The organism is Bombella sp. ESL0380, assembly GCF_009725805.1.
GTDB lineage: Bacteria > Pseudomonadota > Alphaproteobacteria > Acetobacterales > Acetobacteraceae > Bombella > Bombella apis.
In genome coordinates this window covers 155,617-173,298 of record NZ_WNIH01000002.1, presented here as the reverse complement: position 1 = coordinate 173,298, position 17,682 = coordinate 155,617, and the positions used below count along the sequence as shown (strand labels likewise).

17 protein-coding genes are annotated in these 17,682 nt (G+C 61.0%); 5 read left to right on the top strand and 12 right to left on the bottom strand.

Annotation, left to right across the window (positions count from 1 at the left end; translation table 11 throughout):
- Positions 1 to 49: 49 nt before the first annotated feature.
- Both GM608_RS01050 and GM608_RS01045 read left to right on the top strand, forming a co-directional pair.
- The gene (locus GM608_RS01050; RefSeq protein WP_227449758.1) at positions 50 to 397 is read left to right on the top strand and encodes a hypothetical protein; all 348 of its coding nucleotides are present in this window, start codon (positions 50 to 52) and stop codon (positions 395 to 397) included.
- On the top strand, positions 394 to 1,194 hold the full coding sequence (locus GM608_RS01045; protein ID WP_156878796.1) for an SIMPL domain-containing protein: 801 nt from the start codon (positions 394 to 396) through the stop codon (positions 1,192 to 1,194). Before GM608_RS01050 ends, GM608_RS01045 begins: the two co-directional genes overlap by 4 nt.
- 17 nt (positions 1,195 to 1,211) lie before the next feature.
- On the opposite strand, the gene GM608_RS01040 is transcribed toward GM608_RS01045, so the two are convergent.
- A complete protein-coding gene (locus tag GM608_RS01040; RefSeq protein ID WP_227656456.1) occupies positions 1,212 to 2,495 on the bottom strand; it encodes a S1C family serine protease in 1,284 nt (427 codons plus the stop codon).
- A gap of 345 nt (positions 2,496 to 2,840) precedes the next feature.
- Here GM608_RS01040 and GM608_RS01035 point away from each other — a divergent pair, with 345 nt between their 5' ends.
- The gene (locus tag GM608_RS01035) at positions 2,841 to 3,908 is read left to right on the top strand and encodes a glycosyltransferase family 32 protein (RefSeq protein ID WP_249109204.1); all 1,068 of its coding nucleotides are present in this window, start codon (positions 2,841 to 2,843) and stop codon (positions 3,906 to 3,908) included.
- A 68-nt stretch (positions 3,909 to 3,976) separates the two neighbouring features.
- Here GM608_RS01035 and hrpB read toward each other — a convergent pair whose 3' ends face one another.
- The 5 genes from hrpB to GM608_RS01010 form a co-directional block, all read right to left on the bottom strand.
- Complete coding sequence (hrpB, locus tag GM608_RS01030) at positions 3,977 to 6,463, bottom strand: ATP-dependent helicase HrpB (protein ID WP_333644840.1); 2,487 nt, start codon at positions 6,461 to 6,463, stop codon at positions 3,977 to 3,979.
- Between the two features lie 30 nt (positions 6,464 to 6,493).
- Positions 6,494 to 7,033: an adenine phosphoribosyltransferase gene (locus tag GM608_RS01025; RefSeq protein ID WP_043558665.1), complete on the bottom strand. Its 540-nt coding sequence runs from the start codon at positions 7,031 to 7,033 to the stop codon at positions 6,494 to 6,496.
- A gap of 95 nt (positions 7,034 to 7,128) precedes the next feature.
- A complete protein-coding gene (locus tag GM608_RS01020; RefSeq protein ID WP_081847659.1) occupies positions 7,129 to 8,391 on the bottom strand; it encodes a multidrug effflux MFS transporter in 1,263 nt (420 codons plus the stop codon).
- A complete protein-coding gene (locus GM608_RS01015) occupies positions 8,388 to 9,041 on the bottom strand; it encodes a TVP38/TMEM64 family protein (RefSeq protein ID WP_086441433.1) in 654 nt (217 codons plus the stop codon). The genes GM608_RS01020 and GM608_RS01015 overlap by 4 nt, the downstream gene beginning before the upstream one ends.
- A gap of 14 nt (positions 9,042 to 9,055) precedes the next feature.
- Positions 9,056 to 9,634: an NUDIX hydrolase gene (locus tag GM608_RS01010; RefSeq protein WP_043558668.1), complete on the bottom strand. Its 579-nt coding sequence runs from the start codon at positions 9,632 to 9,634 to the stop codon at positions 9,056 to 9,058.
- A 274-nt stretch (positions 9,635 to 9,908) separates the two neighbouring features.
- Here GM608_RS01010 and GM608_RS01005 point away from each other — a divergent pair, with 274 nt between their 5' ends.
- On the top strand, positions 9,909 to 11,150 hold the full coding sequence (locus GM608_RS01005; protein WP_154980919.1) for an MFS transporter: 1,242 nt from the start codon (positions 9,909 to 9,911) through the stop codon (positions 11,148 to 11,150).
- Between the two features lie 122 nt (positions 11,151 to 11,272).
- A complete protein-coding gene (locus GM608_RS01000) occupies positions 11,273 to 11,827 on the top strand; it encodes a TIGR00730 family Rossman fold protein (RefSeq protein WP_043558779.1) in 555 nt (184 codons plus the stop codon).
- Here the strand turns inward: GM608_RS01000 and murA are convergent.
- The 6 genes from murA to GM608_RS00970 all read right to left on the bottom strand — a co-directional run bounded on the left by murA (position 11,793) and on the right by GM608_RS00970 (position 17,278).
- Complete coding sequence (gene murA, locus GM608_RS00995) at positions 11,793 to 13,067, bottom strand: UDP-N-acetylglucosamine 1-carboxyvinyltransferase (protein ID WP_043558672.1); 1,275 nt, start codon at positions 13,065 to 13,067, stop codon at positions 11,793 to 11,795. The genes GM608_RS01000 and murA overlap by 35 nt on opposite strands.
- Positions 13,068 to 13,138: 71 nt before the next feature.
- Positions 13,139 to 13,690 carry a dCTP deaminase gene (dcd, locus tag GM608_RS00990; RefSeq protein WP_043558674.1) on the bottom strand — a complete coding sequence of 184 codons (552 nt, stop codon included), beginning with the start codon at positions 13,688 to 13,690 and terminating at the stop codon, positions 13,139 to 13,141.
- Between the two features lie 159 nt (positions 13,691 to 13,849).
- Positions 13,850 to 14,839 carry a DMT family transporter gene (locus tag GM608_RS00985; RefSeq protein WP_227431401.1) on the bottom strand — a complete coding sequence of 330 codons (990 nt, stop codon included), beginning with the start codon at positions 14,837 to 14,839 and terminating at the stop codon, positions 13,850 to 13,852.
- Complete coding sequence (locus GM608_RS00980; protein ID WP_166651588.1) at positions 14,840 to 15,016, bottom strand: hypothetical protein; 177 nt, start codon at positions 15,014 to 15,016, stop codon at positions 14,840 to 14,842.
- Positions 15,013 to 16,212 (bottom strand): glycosyltransferase family 4 protein, encoded by a 1,200-nt coding sequence (locus GM608_RS00975; RefSeq protein ID WP_081847666.1) that lies wholly within the window; start codon positions 16,210 to 16,212, stop codon positions 15,013 to 15,015. Before GM608_RS00975 ends, GM608_RS00980 begins: the two co-directional genes overlap by 4 nt.
- A 40-nt stretch (positions 16,213 to 16,252) precedes the next feature.
- Positions 16,253 to 17,278 (bottom strand): hypothetical protein, encoded by a 1,026-nt coding sequence (locus GM608_RS00970; protein WP_043558785.1) that lies wholly within the window; start codon positions 17,276 to 17,278, stop codon positions 16,253 to 16,255.
- Positions 17,279 to 17,682: the final 404 nt, after the last annotated feature.

Below are 17,682 nucleotides of genomic sequence, written 5' to 3'. Positions count from 1 at the left end.
AATCTTCATTCCTCGCCCATCTTCCGGGCAAACAAGCTGTGATAGTCTGATGACCATGCGCACCGTTTTCTTCCTCACTGTCCTTCTCCTGCTGGCCCAGATGCCGCTCCGGCCGGGGCACGCCTGGGGGTCACTGCTGCCGGAAGAAGAACCCTCCACCCCTGCGCAGGACCTTGTCATCACCAGCGACAGCCAGGCTTACTGCGCCCAGCTCAGCGAGCATCTGGCAGAAAAGATGCGCATGCCTCATGATGTTCCCGTCGGGGCCATGGATGATGCACGGCATCTTCAGGAAGAAGGGCAGGAACTCTGCCAGCAGAACCACATACGGGCGGGCATAGGCCGCCTGCGGCGCGCACTTGTTCTGCTGAAAAATCAGGAAGGCTCCCACCAATGACCCTCCATCGTTCGCTGAAATTCACGGGCCTGACTGCACTGGCCACCGGATGTCTGCTAGGCAGCGTGGCCATGGCAGCTCCCCCAGCACCAACCATCCCCGATGGCGAACCCCCTGCCATGATCCCGCCAGAGCCGCCACACCCACATGGTACGCTGCTCGCCTTTGCCGTTTCTGATGAAGCACAGGCAAAGGCAGATACGCTCTCCATACGCTTTTCAGCCAGAACGGAGGGCAGTTCTCCCACCGGCACCCAGCAGCACCTCAACCAGCTTGTCAGCAGTGCCATGGCCATCCTGAAAGATCAGCCGGACGTGAAAAGTACGGCGGAGACTTACACGGTCGGGCAGGAATATGGTCCTCATGACAAACGCAGCTGGGTTGCCCGCCAGAGCCTGACCCTGAGCAGCCAGAACCGTGACGGCCTGCTTGCTCTGGCCGAAAAACTTCAGAAACTGGGGCTGGGCCTTGAGGACATGCAATGGACTCTCAACCCCGAGACCCGTGAAAAGCTGGAAAAGCAGGCCCGTCTGGGGGCCCTGAAAAAGCTCCGCCAGCAGGCCGAGGAAGATGCCGCCGCTCTGGGCCAGACCCTGATTGGTCTGGAACGTGTGCGTATCGGGAGCCACGGCGCAGATGGTTTTGAACCGCTCCACCCCGCAGGCCCAATGCTCATGATGGCCGAAGCCCGCAGCGCTGCCGCAGCACCGGAGAGCACGGCAGAAATGCAGACCGTCCGTGTCACCGTCAGCGCCCAGGCCCGTCTGGCAGACAGGGAACCCCCGACTGCACCCTGATGGAGGGGCAGCCAGCCCTAGAAAACCGTCGTGGGGCGCTTGCCCAGCGCAACCGGAAGGGTGATGATCTTGCCCTCCCGCCTTATGGTGAAATTGAAAACCGTCCCGGGATGGGCTGCCGCAACACTGCGCAACACCGTCCGGGCATCATGCACCGGGATGTTGCCAATCGCCAGGATGGCATCCTTCTTCCGCAGGCCTCCCCGCCATGCCGCTCCGTGAGGATCCACATCCTCCACCCACATGGGGAAACTGGAATCGTTGAGCGTCACACCCAGCCAGCCATGTTCCACATGGCCCGTCTGGCGGATGGCCTCCACGACAGGCGCCACGATTTCCGACGGAATGCCAAAGCCAATCCCCACGGAACCATCACTGGGGGACGCAATGGCGGCGTTCATCGCCACGACCTGCCCCTGGAGATTGAAAGCAGGCCCACCAGAATTGCCCGGATTGATGGGGGCATCCAGCTGCATGAAGTCATCCAGCGCCCCACTGCCCAGATCACGCCCGACAGCAGAAACAATGCCTGCCGTCACTGACGACCCGAACCCGAACGGATTGCCTGCCACAAGTATCCAGTCCCCGATTTCCACCTGCCGACTGTCCCCCCAGGAAACGCAGGGCAGCGGTGTCGGGCTATCCACCTTGATGACGGCAATATCCGTCATCGGGTCATCCCCCAGGCTGTGAGCGGGCAGGGAGCGGCCGTCAGACAGGGACACCATGATCCTCGTGGCGTGGCCGATGACATGCCGGTTCGTCACGATGATGCCAGAAGCATCCACCACGAAACCGGATCCCGCCCCTGTCAGCTCGTCATCAGCCGGATGCAGCATGTGATGCCCCTTGCCCGTCACATGATGCCGGAGACGATGCTTCTTCCGGGGGGCCGGTGAAGCGCGGCGCTGCTCCTGGCTGGCAGGCGGAGAGGCCGTATCAGGCTCTCCCTCATCATCCTCATCCGCCGAGGATGACGCATGAGAGATTGAAATATTCACCACCGCCGGAATGACCTGATGGACCAGCGGCGCAAAACTGGGCAGATTCAACGCCTCCCGCAAAGCGGGCGCTTCATGGTTCACACCCACGGGCAAGGCCCCCACCGGTGTGGCAGCAGGCGGCAGCACAAGCGGAGACGATACCGGGACAGGCGGATGACGGACCGCTTTATACAGGCTCGTGTTCTTTATCGGCTCGGGAACCTTTTCCCCACCAGGCACCCACCACAGGCATACGCCCGCAGCCACCATGCTCCCCACGGCCGCCGGCAGCAGGACAGACCAGACCAAGTGCCTCATAACCGGCTGCATTCACATGCGCTCCCCTCACTGCGGCACGGCTGCCGCAATGTCTCTTCAAGTCTTCCACTCCCTACCACACTCCATCCCGTTTGAAAGCACCTTCCTGACCTTCAGGCTGTACCACATATCAGCCCGCCCCAGCAGAAAACACCCCATCTCCACCTTGCAAAATACTTGCAGGGACCCGGTCTCCGTGGCAGTTTACTTTTCTTTCATTTTCAGGGCAGGCAGGGCAGGTCAGGAAAGACCCAGCATTCAGACAGCACGGGCTGAAAACAACCATGCCCCCTACCTCCTGAAGACCTGAAAAAGACATGCCGGATGCGCCAGAAGGACGGATACATGACAGCCCACAGCGAACGTAATGCAATTGCCCTGCATCACCCGATTTTCGTGACGTATTTCTTTACGGTTCTCATCATCCAGAATGATGAGTTCAGGCATGTCGATTTCTGCGACATCGAACATTACAGGGCCTGCCTCCCCACCCATGAACAGCTGACGGCACATGGCATCACCGTCCTGAACCCGAAGGATGATACGTTCGTCCTGCTGAAAGACGGCAATTTCCTGTCCGCCCGCCCCGAAGGCACCTTCGGCTTCGCCAACAAGGCCAACTGGTGGGAAGAGTTCAGACGCCTCTCGAGCATTCCATTCAAATTCGTTCAGGAAAAACCTTTTTCTCCCCATATACCGCACATCATCCACCAGACAGACAATGCCCTTCACCCGGAAACAGGCTATCTTGAAAACATAACGTCCCTGAAAACAATGAATAAGGACTGGGAGTACCGGTATTATTCAGAAAAAGACCGCATTGACTTCATCCATACCCATTATGGATGGGACGTGCTGAGTGTCTATCTGCGGCTGAACCGCCTCTATGGCGCAGCACAGGCGGATTTTTTCAGATATCTCTGCCTGTATCAGCATGGCGGCGTCTATCTGGACATGAAATCGGGCAGCAGCCGGCCATTATCCTCCATTATCCGTGATGACGACCAGTTCATCATTTCACAATGGGACTGGAGCCTGCCCCAATACTTCGAATGGGGCAAAAAAGCCGAACTGTCCCACATTGAAGGGGGTGAATTCCCCATATGGTGTCTCATCTGTGCGCCGGGCCATCCTCTTATGGCCAAGGTCATCAACCAGCTGATCGCCAACATCTTCCTTTACACGCCCAACCTGCACAGCACGGGCAGCGTGGCAACACTGAAAGTGACCGGCCCCATCCTGTTCACAAGAGTCGTCTTCAACAACCTGAACAAATTCGACATCAGGATGGAAAACATTCTGGCGAAGGGCCTCAATCCCCACATGGTGAAGAACATTTACCGCAAGGACCAATATCACGAGCAGGTCCTGCCCCTCGTCATACAATCCACCCGTGTGGGCGATACCATATGATGGCCTCTCCTCCCCGAAGCAGCACATACTCGAACCACCGGAGACAGAAAACCGGAGACTGAACGGCCTCAAGCCTCCTCGGCGGGATTTTCGGGCCATTTATGTCTGGGGTAGCGCCCCCGCATGTCCCGCCGCATGTCCAGCCAGCCTGACGTCCAGAACTGGGCAAGGTCCGCCGTCACGGCCTGTGGCCGTCCGGCAGGGGACAGCAGGGTAGCATGGAGCGGCACCCGGCCACCTGCCAGCTTCGGCAGGGCCGTGGTGCCATAAAAGTCCTGCGCCCGGGCAGAAAGGGATGGCACGACCGTCGTGTAATCAATGCGCCTGCGCCCGACCTTCAGAGCCACATGGGACGGAAGCTGGCGGTCCAGCTCCTGCCTGTCCTCGTAGGACAGACGGCTGGCCAGAATGGCCACAAGGTCCAGCTCCTGAATCTGTGTGAGCCGGTCCAGTCCCGCAAGCCACGGTTCCAGCCACTCCATGTCCTCGGCCAGAGCCTCGTCAGACAAATCAGACAGATGGGGCGCATAATGCGTCCGGGCCAGAGCAACACGGGCCTGAAACTGGCGGGCCGCCGCCGACCAGTCCAGATGCCGGGCCAGATCAGACCGCACCTTCGCCAGAAGGGCCACCGTGATGTCTTCCGCCTCGGGGGGGACGTTACGATCCTTCAGCACCAGATTGCCCAGCCGCAGCCTCTGCCGGACAATAACCTTGCCCGATGTACCATCAAGGGCCGGTTCCCGCTGTTCCTTCAGGCTGGCCTGTACGGAATCGGGCAGGGTCTCCAACGTGACCGGAGCCGCAAGGGTCATGTCCGTCCCCTTGCGGACATGGAAGGCCGCCCCAGCCAGAAGGTCCTCCTGCACCAGCGGGTCTGTCGCCCCCAAGCGGGCACTGCCACCTCCTGCCAGACGGTACCGTCCATCGGCACTGGTCCGCTGTGCCAGACGGTCAGGGAACCCCGCCGCCACCAGACGTCCCGCGACGTGACCCGTCAGCCCATCGCTCACGGGGTCCGCAAGACCATCCGGCCCTGTCCCCTGCCCGGCCCGGCGCAGGAACCGCCCCGCAGCATGGCGGAGCTGCCGCAACACATGCCTGGGAACACGGGCATCATCCTGCATGAAGAGTTTCAGACGCAGCCGGAGGTCAGCGGAGGCCTCTCCTCCCCGGCCCCCACGGCCGCCCAGCGGATCACGTTCTTCCAGAAGGGCCGCCAGACAGGCCGCCACGGCCATCTCCTCCACCGTCCGGGCAGCGCAGAGCATCGCAGCCAGCCGGGGATGCGTACCAAACCCGACCATCCGCTGCCCCAGAGCCGTCAGCTCCCGCTGACCATCCAGAGCCCCCAGAAACTGGAGAAGGGACTGCGCTGCGGCCAGTCCCCCCTCCGGGGCTGGCTCGATGAGCGGCAGAGCCGCCGGGGCCGTGCCCATCGCCTGCTGCCAGGCTGCCGTCACGAGGGCAAAATCACACAGGTCCGCCTCCCTTATGGCGGGGACTTCCTGCACGATCAGGCTACGCTGGGTCATTTCAGACCAGAGACGGATGGCAATACCGGGAGCCTGACGCCCCGCACGGCCTGCCCTCTGTTCCGCCGTTGCCCGGGAAATGCGCCGTGTATGAAGGCGGGGCAGGCCCGTACCGGCATCACGCTGGGGCAGACGCCGCCAGCCACCATCCACCACCACACGCACACCGGGAACCGTCACGGACGTTTCAGCAATGGATGTCGCCAGCACGATACGCCGCCCGGACTCCGGAGCCAGCGCACGGGCCTGATCCTCCACCGACTGCTCCCCGTACAGAGGATGGACAGGCACCCGGTCCCCAAGAAGTCCCTGAAGACTGGCCTGCGCCCTGCGGATTTCTCCCACCCCGGGCAGGAACGCCAGAATGGAGCCCTCTTCCTCCCGCCAGGCCTGCGCCACGGCCTGGGCACAGCTCTCCGGCAGATCACGCAGATGGGCAATGTCCCGCCGGTAGCGGACCTCCACCGGGTGCTGCCGTCCGTCACTCTCGATCAGCGGGGCCTGAAGGGCGGTCGTGAAAATGCCCGCATCCAGCGTGGCGGACATGGCCACGAGCCGCAGCTCCGGCCGCAGGCTCTGCTGCATGTCCCGGCAGAACCCCAGAGCCGTGTCGCCATCCAGTGACCGCTCATGCACTTCATCAAACAGGACGGCAGATACGCCATCCAGCAGGGGGTCTGCCAGCAGGCGGCGGACCAGCAGACCCTCCGTGACGACTTCAATGCGGGTCCGGGCCGAAACGGCACTGTCGATGCGGGTGCGATAGCCGATCACCCCGCCGGGGGCTTCACCCCGCAAGGCCGCCATGCGCTGGGCCGCTCCCCGTACGGCCACACGCCGTGGCTCCACAAGCAGGATACGGCCATCCCCCAGCCAGCCAGGCGCAGCCTCCAGCAGAAAAGGCGGCACGGCCGTGGTCTTCCCGGCACCCGGCGGGGCCACCAGCACGGCATTGGAGCCAGCAGCCAGTGCCTCCAGCAAAGCCGGCAGGACCGCCGTCACGGGCAGGGAATCCGACATCATGCTGCCTCCTGTAGGCCCTGTCCCGGCTCAGTCCTCGTATGTCAGAAGGGACGTAACCGGCACGTCAACCTTTCCACGGCCTCCCAGAGCCAGCAGCTCGATCATCACGGAAGCCCCGACAACCTCGGCCCCAGCCTTGCGCAGAAGGTCGATGGAAGCAGCCAGCGTACCGCCGGTTGCCAGAAGATCATCCAGCACCACCACACGCTGGCCGGGACGGACGGCATCCGCCTGGATGTGCAGCTCATCCTCACCATATTCGAGGCTGTATCTGTGGGAAATGGTCTTGCCCGGCAGCTTGCCCGGCTTGCGCAGCATGGTGAAACCACAGCCGAGGCGGGTTGCCAGCGGAGCTGCCGTGAGGAAGCCACGGCTCTCGATTCCTGCCAGAAGGTCTGGCTGAAAGCGGGCCACCGCCTGCGCCAGACGCCCCGTAGCCACCTGCCACGCTTCCGGATTCCGGATCAGGGTGGAAATGTCATAGAACAGGATGCCCGGTTTCGGAAAATCCGGAACTTCACGGATATACTGTTTCAAATCCAGCGGAGCAGGGTCTTCAAAGGACATGGCAGGCCTTCACATTGCAGGTCATGATATGCACGAAGCCCCCCTTATAGGCCCTTGTGCCGTCCTTTTGAAAGGGAAGGCTCTCCTTGCTGCCATCAGGGAGCCATGCGGGCAAACAGGATCATGAGGAGGAAAGCCGCCAGCAGCATTCCCCCCATTGGGATCGCCGTACCCACCGGCAGCCATGAGAACATGACACTGGCCAGAATACCGAACACATACTGCCCCGTCCCCGCCAGAGCGGTAGCGACACCGGCATTGCGCCCCTGTGTCAGCAGGGCACCGGCCATGGCATTGGGGCCAATGCATCCCCCCGGCCCCAGCGCACAGAGCATCGCCCCGAACAGTGGCCAGAGATAGATGTGCCTGAGATGCCCTGCCGCATCGACATCCAGTGCAGACCAGATGGCCAGCCCCAGCAGTACAACCGCCCCGACGCAGCTGATGGCAAGCCCGGCCCGAAGCAGGGTCCGGCTGTGATAGTAGTTCAGCAGCCAGGCATTGATCTGGGACGAACCGATCATGCACACCGCCATCACGCCAAACAGCACGCCATACTGGAACGGCGTGAACGCATACACGCTCTCGAAGAGGAAGGGTGCAGCCGTCAGATAGGTGAAAATGACGAATCCCTGCACCATCCAGATGAGCGCATTGAAGCGGTAGTTCCTGTCCTTCAGGGTCTGCCCATACCGGACGATAATGGGCCAGAGACGCATGGGGTGACGGTCTTCGCCATCCAGTGTTTCTGGCAGGAAAAGGAAGACCGCCAGCAGCCCCACTACACCATAAAGGGACGTTGCCCAGAAAATGTCCCGCCAGCTGATGAACTGGAGAGCAAAACCACCCAGAGCCGGCGCCAGAATGGGCACGACACCCTGTATGAGAATAAGGCGGGACATCATCTTCGCCGTGGCGTCACCGACTGTCAGGTCCCTGACGCAGGCATTGGGCACCACGAGGCTGGCAGCCCCCATCAGGGCGGCAAAAGCCCGGAAGAAACAGAGCATGGGCATGGAGGTCGAAAGGGCACAGCCTGCTGCGGCCAGAGCATAGAACAGGGTACCCACAAGCAGCGGACGACGACGACCAAAGCGGTCCGTCACCGGCCCGACAATGATCTGCCCGATGGCCAGCCCCGCCACCCAGGCCGCCATCGTCAGGCTGCCCGTTCCCGGTGCGGAACCAAGCTGCTGCTCCATCTCTGGCAGGGCCGGCAGATAGATATCTGTCGAGACAGGGCCAACCGCCGTCAGCGTTCCCAGAAGGATCGGCAGCCAGAAAGGCATCTTCCCACCCTTGATAAGCGGTTTGCCAATCAGGGCATGTTCAAAAAAGCCATGCTGTGACGTCTTCATGCTCCGCTATCCTGCCTTTCCCATCTCATCTCTTTGTGAAACCCGCGTAATACCCAGCCTCCCAACACGGCGGAAAGAAGTGCCAGCACGGCGGCGGTAACCAGTGCCCAGCCATGGCGTAGTTCTACACCCCTGCCAGCCAGAAGAAAAACCAGATTCTGGGGCAACCCTCCCAGCATGGTCGCCAGCAGGAACCGGCCAACTGCAAGCCCCGCCATGCCAGACGAGACTGATACCAGGAGGGCAGACCCGACCGGCAGCAGCCGGGCACAGGCCACCATGCGGAATGGAGCCCGCTGTCCAGCCCGGATGAACCACGGCACGTAAACCGCCCTGACCGGGCATTTCCACCGCCAGAGCCGCCCCCAGCCATAGCCCAGCAGGGCACCGGCCCCATAGGCCAGGCTGGCCTCCACCACCCCGATGCCAATGCCAAACCCCGCTCCCAGCACGAAACAGAGTGCCTGCCGGGGCAGACCAAAAGCACAATACAGCACGGCCAGCGGCAGGACCCGCAGGGCCGCATAAGGCTGCCCGGCCCACTCCCGCATCAGTCCCAGCCCATGCTGGATGGCCGGAATCCGCCACAAAAGCAGCGGCCCTCCCACCAGAAGCAGGACCAGAAGAGCGGGGCGGACTGCCGCCCGCAACGGAACGGGACTCCTCAGAGCAAACCCCGGGCCCGTATCTGGGCATAGGCGGCCAGCGTAACCATGCAAGTCATCTCCCCTTCCACGATCATGCGCTCAAACTCGGCAAGCGGGATGTCTTTCACCTTCATGTCGGCTTCCGTCGCTTCCCGCTCGGCCTCACCACGGACAAGATTCCGGGCCAGAAAAACATGCCCCATCTGCGTGGAGTATCCAGCTCCCTGATACAGTGTCCCTGCATGGATCAACTCACCGGCACGCAGGCCCGTTTCCTCCCGCAGCTCACCAAGGGCAAGCTCCGTGGCATCTGCATCCGGCCGTGTCTCCCACATGCCCATGGGAAACTCCCAGAGCCGCTTTCCCACCGGGTAGCGGAACTGCTGGACCAGTGTCAGGCGACCATCAGCATGCATGGGCATGATGACGGCAAACGTCCCCCGTTCGACAACGCCGTACAGGCCCTTCCTGCCACCAGGATGGATGATCCTGTCTTCCCGCACCGCAGTCCATGGGTTTTCATAAACCATCTCGGAAGAAAGAATCTGGTAGCCTGCATCCTCACAGGCTTTCTTTACCGCATCATCAATCATCATCGGCTCCTTCGCAGCAATGGCCGGTCGCTCATCATCGTGATCAGGCCGCCCTGTATCATGGTGAAGAAGAAAAAGTGAAACGCTTTACCCCAACCAGCCAGATATCATCCTACTGATATCCCTGCATGGCAGCCATTCATAACTATGCAAGCTGGGCAAATCATTGCCCCGTGACGCAAAAGGCTTTCTCACCTATGGTCGATAACCAAGAAAGGCTGTGCCGGTTACAGTTACCAGGTGGGCACGGCTTGCGGAAACTGCAAAGGGGACGCCCATGTCTGATGAAGACGCAACCTATACGTGCTCGCCGACCATGCGGGTCATGCCCGTAGTCCTGTTCAACCTCCTTGTCTATTTTGTCATCGGGCTGCCCAATGCCATCATTGGTGCCCAGTTCGTGCACAACACGCTGGGTTTCAGCACAGCCATTGCCGCCAGCACCATCTCCCTGCAGTACATCGGTACCGCCATGGGGCGTGTGATCGTCGGTCATCGCATTGACGTGCATGGCCCCAAGGCCATTCTGCGGTATGGTCTCATCTTCTGCACCATCTCCGGCCTGCTGATGTGCCTTGCGGCTCTGATCCCCAGCTTCATGGGCCTGAATGACACGTCCCGCTATGTGGCCCTGGGCATTGCCCTCATCAGCCGTCTCTTCATCGGCTGGTCCGAGAGCTGCACCTCCACCTCCGTCACGACATGGAACCTGCGCCGCGTCGGCCCTGCGCACTCCTCCGTCGCCATTTCCTGGAACGGTGTCACCTCCTACGGTGGTATCGCTGTTGGCGTGACCGTCGGCCAGTTCCTCAGCGGCATCCTGCCGAACATCCGGCTGCTGCCCGTCGGCATTTTTGCCACCCTGCTGGGTATTGGCGGCATCATCCTGCTGACCTTCTACAAAGCCATCAAGCCGCTGCCGAGCAAAGGCAAGCCGATGTCCTTCGCCCTCGCCGTCAAGAAAGTGCTGCCGTATGGTGCCGCTCTGGCTGCCGGGTCTGTCGGCTTTGGTACGGTCAACAGCTTCCTGGCCCTGTATTACACGGATAACCACTGGGCTGGCCTGGGTGTGGCCTTCGGCGTTTTCGCTGCCTGCTTCATCTTCATGCGTATTTTCGTCTCCGGCCAGATCGACAAGCATGGCGGTGTGCCGATCGCTTACATGTCCCTGGTGACGGAAGCCATTGCCATGGCCGTCTTCTGCCTGGTGCACAACCCCACGGGTGGCCTGATCGGTGCTGCACTGACGGGTGCGGGCTTCTCCCTGCTCTTCCCCGCCATGGGCACCATGGCCGTCCGTACCGATGGGCCGGAGTTCCACGGTATCCTGATCGCCGCCTACTCCATCTTCACCGACCTGACCATCGTGATTTCCAGCTGGTTCATGGGCGGTCTGCGTGACCACATGGGCTGGGGTGTCATGTTTGCCGTGGCTGGTGTGCTCTGCATCAGTGGTATCGCCTTCAGTGCCATCTTCTCCCGTATTCCGGGATGTGGTGTGCCGAAAAACGCTGCCTGACCAACAGCCGCCTGCTGGGTGGGGCCTTTCCCGGTTCCTCCCCAGCGGGGCTGCCAGTTGCCAGAATGCCGGGTACAGTCTTCTCTGCCCGGCATTTTTCTGTTCGGAGGAAACAGTCCATCATGACCATCCGCTCCTGCTCCGTCTTCTGCGGGTCACGCCCCGGGCACGATCCGGCTCACATGCAGGTAGCCCGTGCCCTCGGAACAGCCCTGGGGGAAGCGGGTCTCACTCTCGTCTATGGGGGCGGGACTGCTGGCCTGATGGGCGCCGTGGCCGATGCTACCCTGCTGGCCGGCGGTACCGTAAAAGGCATCATTCCCCGCTTTCTGGAAGCGCAGGAAATCCTGCATGAAGGCGTCACAGACCTGGAAGTGACAGAAGACATGCCCAGCCGGAAAGCCCGGCTATTCGAAGAAGCTGACGCTTATGTCATCCTCCCCGGAGGGTTTGGCACATTCGACGAATTCATGGAGGTTCTCGTGAACCGCCAGCTGGGGCTGAGCCAGCGGCCCATCATCATTCTCAACACCAACGGCTGGGCCGACCCGCTCATCGCCCTGCTGCAGGCCACGCAGGCACAGGGTTTCGCCGATGCAGGGGCAGAAACCCTCTACGAGGTCGTAACGGACGTGCCCAGCGTCATGCGGCGTCTGAAGAAACCTTCACACGCCTGATCTTGGCCCCGCAGGCGGAGAGCTTCTTCTCCACATGCTCATACCCACGGTCGAGATGATAGACACGGCTCAGTTCCGTCTCACCCTCGGCCACGAGGCCAGCCAGGATCAGTGAAAAAGATGCCCTCAGATCCGTGGCCATCACCTTGGCACCAGAGAGGCGTTCCACCCCACGGATCACGGCTGACCGCCCCTGGATGGTGATGTTGGCCCCCATGCGGTTCAGTTCCGGCACATGCATGAAACGGTTCTCGAAGATCGTTTCCGTGATCATGGACGCTCCCTCCGCTACAGAGAGCATGGCCATGAACTGCGCCTGCATGTCGGTCGGAAAACCGGGGTAAGGTTCGGTTGTCAGGTCCAGCCCCCGCAGCTTTCCCTCACTCCGTATCCGCAAGCCATCAGCCTCTTCCGTAACATCCACGCCAACCTGCTGGAGCGCATAGACAACCGCTTCCTGATCTACCATGCGGCCACCTTCCAGCAGGACATCCCCACCCGTCATGCCCACGGCGCAGGCATAGGTGCCACACTCGATGCGGTCTGGCATGACGGAGTAACGAGCACCATGAAGCTGCTCCACCCCCTCTACCATGATGGTGCCGGAATGTGCCCCGGTGATCTTCGCCCCCATGGCATTGAGGCAGTTGGCAAGGTCCAGAATTTCCGGCTCCCGGGCAGCATTGACGATCTCCGTCGTGCCACGGGCCAGCGTGGCTGCCATGAGAACATTCTCCGTCGCCCCCACACTGGGGAATGGCAGCACGACACGCCCGCCCTTCAGGCCATTGGGCGCTCTGGCATTGATGTAACCCCCCTCCAGCGTGATCTCGGCGCCCAGGGCCTCCAGTCCTTTGAGATGAAGGTCCACCGGGCGTGTCCCGATGGCACACCCACCCGGCAGGGAGACACGGGCTTCTCCCATACGGGTCAGCAGAGGTCCCAGAACAAGAATGGAGGCCCGCATCCGGGACACGATGTCGTAAGGAGCCTCTACCGACTGGATGGTTCCACCAAGGCTGAGCTGCCGGGGACCATCAATCTCCACCACGTCATAACCCAGCTGCCCCAGCAGGGTCCGCATGGTACGGATATCCGCAATATCGGGAATATTGGAAAGAATGAGAGGCCCTTCGGAAAGCAGGGCGGCCACCATCAGTTTCAGGCCCGAATTCTTGGCCCCACCAACAGAAATGCGCCCCTCAAGACGGTGGCCACCTTCGATCAGGAAATAATCCATCTGTCTCTCTCCATACCTCATCCCATCACCGTGCCTCACAGGCTGGATGAGGTTCTCTGCTTGTCTGAATTTTAAAGCCGCGGGGGCGTTACACCGGACTGGCGCATATACTTTCCGGCACGGTCAGCATAGCTGACTTCACAAGGACTGGCTCCCTGAAAAAACAGAAACTGGCAGATGCCCTCATTGGCATAGATACGGGCTGGCAGGGGGGTGGTATTGCTGATCTCGATGGTCACCTGCCCCTCCCATTCCGGCTCCAGCGGTGTGACGTTGACGATGATCCCACAGCGGGCATAGGTGGACTTGCCAAGGCACACGACCAGCGTATCACGGGGGATGCGGAAATATTCCACCGTATGGGCCAATGCAAAACTGTTGGGCGGGATGATGATGTCCCCGCGGCGTGTCACGAAACTGTCAGCAGAGAAATTCTTGGGGTCCACCACGGCACTGTCAACATCTGTGAAGATGTGAAATTCATCAGCGACACGAGCATCATACCCATAGGAGGACAACCCGTAGGAAATGACCTTCTCACGCTTCTGCGCCTCGACAAACGGCTCTATCATGCCGTGTTCCTGCGCCATGTGGCGTATCCAGTGGTCAGGCATGATCGACATGGCCGTTCTCCCTTGTGGATGGTGATGTCTTACTGAAAATCGACAAAAACCTGACAGGGACAGACCGCCCCCGGACAGAGACAGACCCGACCAGCCGGGCCTGCCCTGTCATATCATCTGTCTGCCCCGGCGCAAAGCGGAGGAACGGCCCGGAGGGGGTCAATCCCCCGATGAACCACGGATCACCAGCTCAGACATGCTGAGCCGACGGCGACGCTTCCTCTCCGAAGGCAGTTCACGCACAGCACCACCACGCAACGTCCGACGGAAGCGGGGCCAGCGGGGTTTTACCTCACTGGCCAGCACACCAGCCACAATGAAACCAGCCCCAATGAGCGTGGTCATCGTCAACACGTCACCCGTCACCCAGCCAACCAGCCCCCCCCAGATCGGCTCACTGGAATAGATGAGGGTCGCCTTGGTGGGAGAGACCGTTTTCTGCGCCCAGTTGAGCACCAGCTGGGTAGCCGCACTCACAATGCCCATCACCAGCGCACACCCCATCCAGCCCCAGCTGAAGGCGGGCACATGCTCTCCCATTACCGGCATGGCACAGAAAGCAAAAAGTCCACCCGCCACAAGCTGGACAAACGCCATGCGGCGGCTATCCGTGTGAAGAGCGAACAGCCCGACGCAGATGATCTCAAAAGCGTAAGAAAAAGTCCCCAGCAGGGTCAGGCCGTCACCCGTGCTCATGGTCAGGCCGGTCTTCCACGGCTCGGCCAGCAGAACCAGCCCAACGAAGGCAAGAAAAATGCCGGCAATCCCACTCCTGCTCGGAGCCTTGCGCAGGATGATCCACTGAAGCAGCGGCACCAACGGCACATAGAGAGCTGTCAGAAAGGCAGAACGGCTGCTGGTGATGCTCATCAGCCCGATCGTCTGACAGATGTAACCGAAAGCCAGCACGATACCGATCAGCCCGCCACGCCATATCTCCGAACGTGGAATCCCCTGCATGATATGCTTGCGCCCAACAAAACAGACCACAAACAGGGCAGCGATGAGGAACCGGACCCCGATGAAAAACAGAGGACCGCTAGTCTTCAGCGCCATCTGGATGATGTAGTAGGTCCCCCCCCACAACACCGTGATGATACCGAGGGCAACCTCCTGCCGCGATGGCAGTGGCAGACGCGGGCTGGTCACTCAGCGATCCCCCTGGCTGGCAGAGGCTGTTACACGCCCAGACACGGCCGGACGGCTGCGCTGCTGCTGTTTGCGACGCAGAAGGTTGGCCCGCAGGGCCTGGGCTTCCCGCAGCTGGCGCTCCTGCCGTGCTGTCATGGGGGCTTCGCCGGTCTTTCTCTCCTGTTCAGGCTTCATGAACCTGCATCCCTCTCCTCATGAAAGCGCACAAACGCTTCCCGCAAGCCAGCAGGAAGCAGCTCATCATACACGCCCAGCGTCGCCCGCTGCATGTGCTGCTTGGTATAATGGGCAAGAGCATGGGCACGGATCTCGTCCTGCCGCTCTGCCATAAGTTCTGGTGGCACGTCCAGCACTTCCCTCAGGGCACCGGCCAGCGCCCGATGGTCCCCCGCCGGAACAAGCGTCCCGCTTTCACCATGCTGTATGGTTTCCTTCAGGCCGCCACGGGCCGAGCCGATCACCCAGCAGCCCATCATCTGTGCTTCCACCGGCACCCGCCCGAAGGGCTCAGGCCGGAGAGAAGGCACCGTCACAACATGCGCCAGCCGGTAGGCCGCTGCCATGTCCCGGCAGGGACCAGCAAAACGCAGACGAGTCGCTATGCCCCGCTCCTCGGCCATCCTGTGCAGCATCCGGGCATAGCTGCTGTCCTCCCCTGGCCCGACCATGACGCAGACCCAGTCCAGCCCCGGATGATGGGTGGCCAGATAGCCAAGAGCCTCGATCAGACATTCCTGTCCTTTCCAGCGGGTCATGCGGCCGGGCATGAGAATGATGCGGCTTTCCTCACCAATTCGCCAGCGCTCCAGCAGCGTCTGCATCTGGAGGCCTTTCACCGCCCCCGGGGAAAAAATCTCCGGATCACTGCCACGGGGGATGATGCGCAGCCTGTCCTCCCCAACCCTGTAATCATGCCGCAGTCTCTCGCCAATATGCTCGGAAACGGCAATGACACGCTGCCCCCGTACCAGAGCGGAATTATAGAACTTCTTGAGCCAGAAATTCGTCTGGTGGTCACCGTGCCAGGTCGTCACCAACGGCACTTTCTCCCGGCGGCAGGCCACAACCGCCACAAGAGCCGGATACCGGGACCGGGCATGGACAAGATCGACCCCCTCCTGCCGGATCAGCATCTGCAAGGCCTTCACCCGGCTGAAAAAATACCGCAGGGACATCCTCTTGCGAAACGCCAGCTCCACATGCTCACCACCGACATACCGCAGACGGGACAGCAGAGCTCCACCCTCCGCCGCCACGAGCGCCCGGCCACCGGCCTGACTTATGGCTTCGGCCATGTCGATGGCGCCACGCTCAAGGCCGCCAATACCCAATGCCGGCAGAATCTGAAGGATCACCGGTTTCTGCTTCATGACCATTTTTCCGCTATGTCCACACCCATCCCGTGCCCGGTCACCCTGCCGGAATCGTCACGACGGCACCGCCGCCATGACTGGTTGCCGCAAGGGTACTGAGGACCTGCACCATGGTGAATGCCTCCTTGCTACGGAAATCCGTATCGGAAATCCAGTACCAGCACTTTTTATAGAAAACGGAAACATAGCTTTCCCCAGGTTCATTCCTGCCGGAATGAATGGCAACCTCAGGGCGGCTCTCGATGCCAACCTGCCCGATGGTCGGCAGGGTCCTGCCGGAGCGGACATCCTTCTCCGGCACTTCCATCTCGTAGGAAAGCTGGGTCAGCATGGCGAGCATGGACCGTGTGAGAATGGCGATCTGCCCCTGTTTCTTCGGATATGGCCCATAGACGATCTCCGCCTCCGCCGTATTGGGCTCCAGATGCAGCAGGCGGCGTACCTCCCCCTGTATGGCCTGAAGATTGCTGTCCGCCGTGGTTGTCAGCACAAGATAGATATGCTCGCCAGACGTATTGCCTGATCCCCCGCCACCATTGCCGGACCCGGCATTGCCATTCCCCTGACCGGTTGCACTGCTGGCACCCGATTTCCCCCCCTTGCCGGAGGCAGCCGGGTCATCGGTAGAAATACGTACCGTCATCGCCCCGGCCAGCTGAAGCTGGCGCAGGTCATGCAGAAGCAGGTAGAACCGCACGGACCCACCCCCGAATGGCCCGACACCCCGCACATTGGACAATCCATCAATGGACTGTGCCGTCAGCCGCAGGAGAGTGTCGATGGCCATGCCACCAAGACTGAGCGGCATGATGGCCGTGGGCGAAATGGGACGCACCACATTTTCCGCATACTGCTCACCTGTCAGAGGCTGATAGGTGATGGTCGGATTTTCCGCCTGGGAAAGTGTCCCCGTTCCAAACAGGTAATTGCTGACAGCAGAAGCCGGATAGCCATAGTACCCCCCCGAAACACTGCGGGAGAAGTTGTAACCGGCAATCACCTGTGTCGTGTCAAGAAACGCAGGCGGCTCGCCATAACGCAGCCGCACGATATTGAGCAGCATCTCACGTTTCTGCACTTCCCCCAGTGCCCGGGAATAAGCCAGCTGATCATTCTGGAGATGTTCCGGCCCTATGGGCTGGCAGGCACACAGCAGCAGAAAAGCAGCAGACGGCAGAAAAAGAACCGAACACCAGGTCGGGCCCCGCCCCGGCTCGGAAAACAGGGGCAGAAGACGGCCCGCCTTGCGGAACAGGGAAAACAGACAGGACAGAAGACAGGCTCCCACGGATGAAACCGGTTGCAGGGTAAAGGTGGGACCTTACCCGAAAAAGAAGACCTTGACCAAAAAGAAACTCCTCACACCTCCAGCAGGACACTGTAAATCTTTTCCATTCCTGCTCTTGAAACACAAGACACCCCTCCCCAGATCGAACAGCAAGGGTGTTGCAGGCCTTGGCCTGCCCC

Excerpts from the sequence above, each read along its gene's own strand:
- GM608_RS01045 (WP_156878796.1), top strand. The coding sequence starts at position 394 with ATGACCCTCCATCGTTCGCTGAAATTCACGGGCCTGACTGCACTGGCC.
- GM608_RS01000 (WP_043558779.1), top strand. The coding sequence starts at position 11,273 with ATGACCATCCGCTCCTGCTCCGTCTTCTGCGGGTCACGCCCCGGGCAC.
- GM608_RS01025 (WP_043558665.1), bottom strand. The coding sequence starts at position 7,033 with ATGTCCTTTGAAGACCCTGCTCCGCTGGATTTGAAACAGTATATCCGT.
- GM608_RS01050 (WP_227449758.1), top strand. The coding sequence starts at position 50 with ATGACCATGCGCACCGTTTTCTTCCTCACTGTCCTTCTCCTGCTGGCC.
- GM608_RS01010 (WP_043558668.1), bottom strand. The coding sequence starts at position 9,634 with ATGATGATTGATGATGCGGTAAAGAAAGCCTGTGAGGATGCAGGCTAC.
- GM608_RS00980 (WP_166651588.1), bottom strand. The coding sequence starts at position 15,016 with ATGAAGCCTGAACAGGAGAGAAAGACCGGCGAAGCCCCCATGACAGCA.
- GM608_RS00975 (WP_081847666.1), bottom strand. The coding sequence starts at position 16,212 with ATGAAGCAGAAACCGGTGATCCTTCAGATTCTGCCGGCATTGGGTATT.
- murA (WP_043558672.1), bottom strand. The coding sequence starts at position 13,067 with ATGGATTATTTCCTGATCGAAGGTGGCCACCGTCTTGAGGGGCGCATT.
- hrpB (WP_333644840.1), bottom strand. The coding sequence starts at position 6,463 with ATGTCGGATTCCCTGCCCGTGACGGCGGTCCTGCCGGCTTTGCTGGAG.
- GM608_RS00970 (WP_043558785.1), bottom strand. The coding sequence starts at position 17,278 with ATGCTGCTCAATATCGTGCGGCTGCGTTATGGCGAGCCGCCTGCGTTT.
- dcd (WP_043558674.1), bottom strand. The coding sequence starts at position 13,690 with ATGTCGATCATGCCTGACCACTGGATACGCCACATGGCGCAGGAACAC.
- GM608_RS01040 (WP_227656456.1), bottom strand. The coding sequence starts at position 2,495 with ATGAGGCACTTGGTCTGGTCTGTCCTGCTGCCGGCGGCCGTGGGGAGC.
- GM608_RS01005 (WP_154980919.1), top strand. The coding sequence starts at position 9,909 with ATGTCTGATGAAGACGCAACCTATACGTGCTCGCCGACCATGCGGGTC.
- GM608_RS01035 (WP_249109204.1), top strand. The coding sequence starts at position 2,841 with ATGACAGCCCACAGCGAACGTAATGCAATTGCCCTGCATCACCCGATT.
- GM608_RS01020 (WP_081847659.1), bottom strand. The coding sequence starts at position 8,391 with ATGAAGACGTCACAGCATGGCTTTTTTGAACATGCCCTGATTGGCAAA.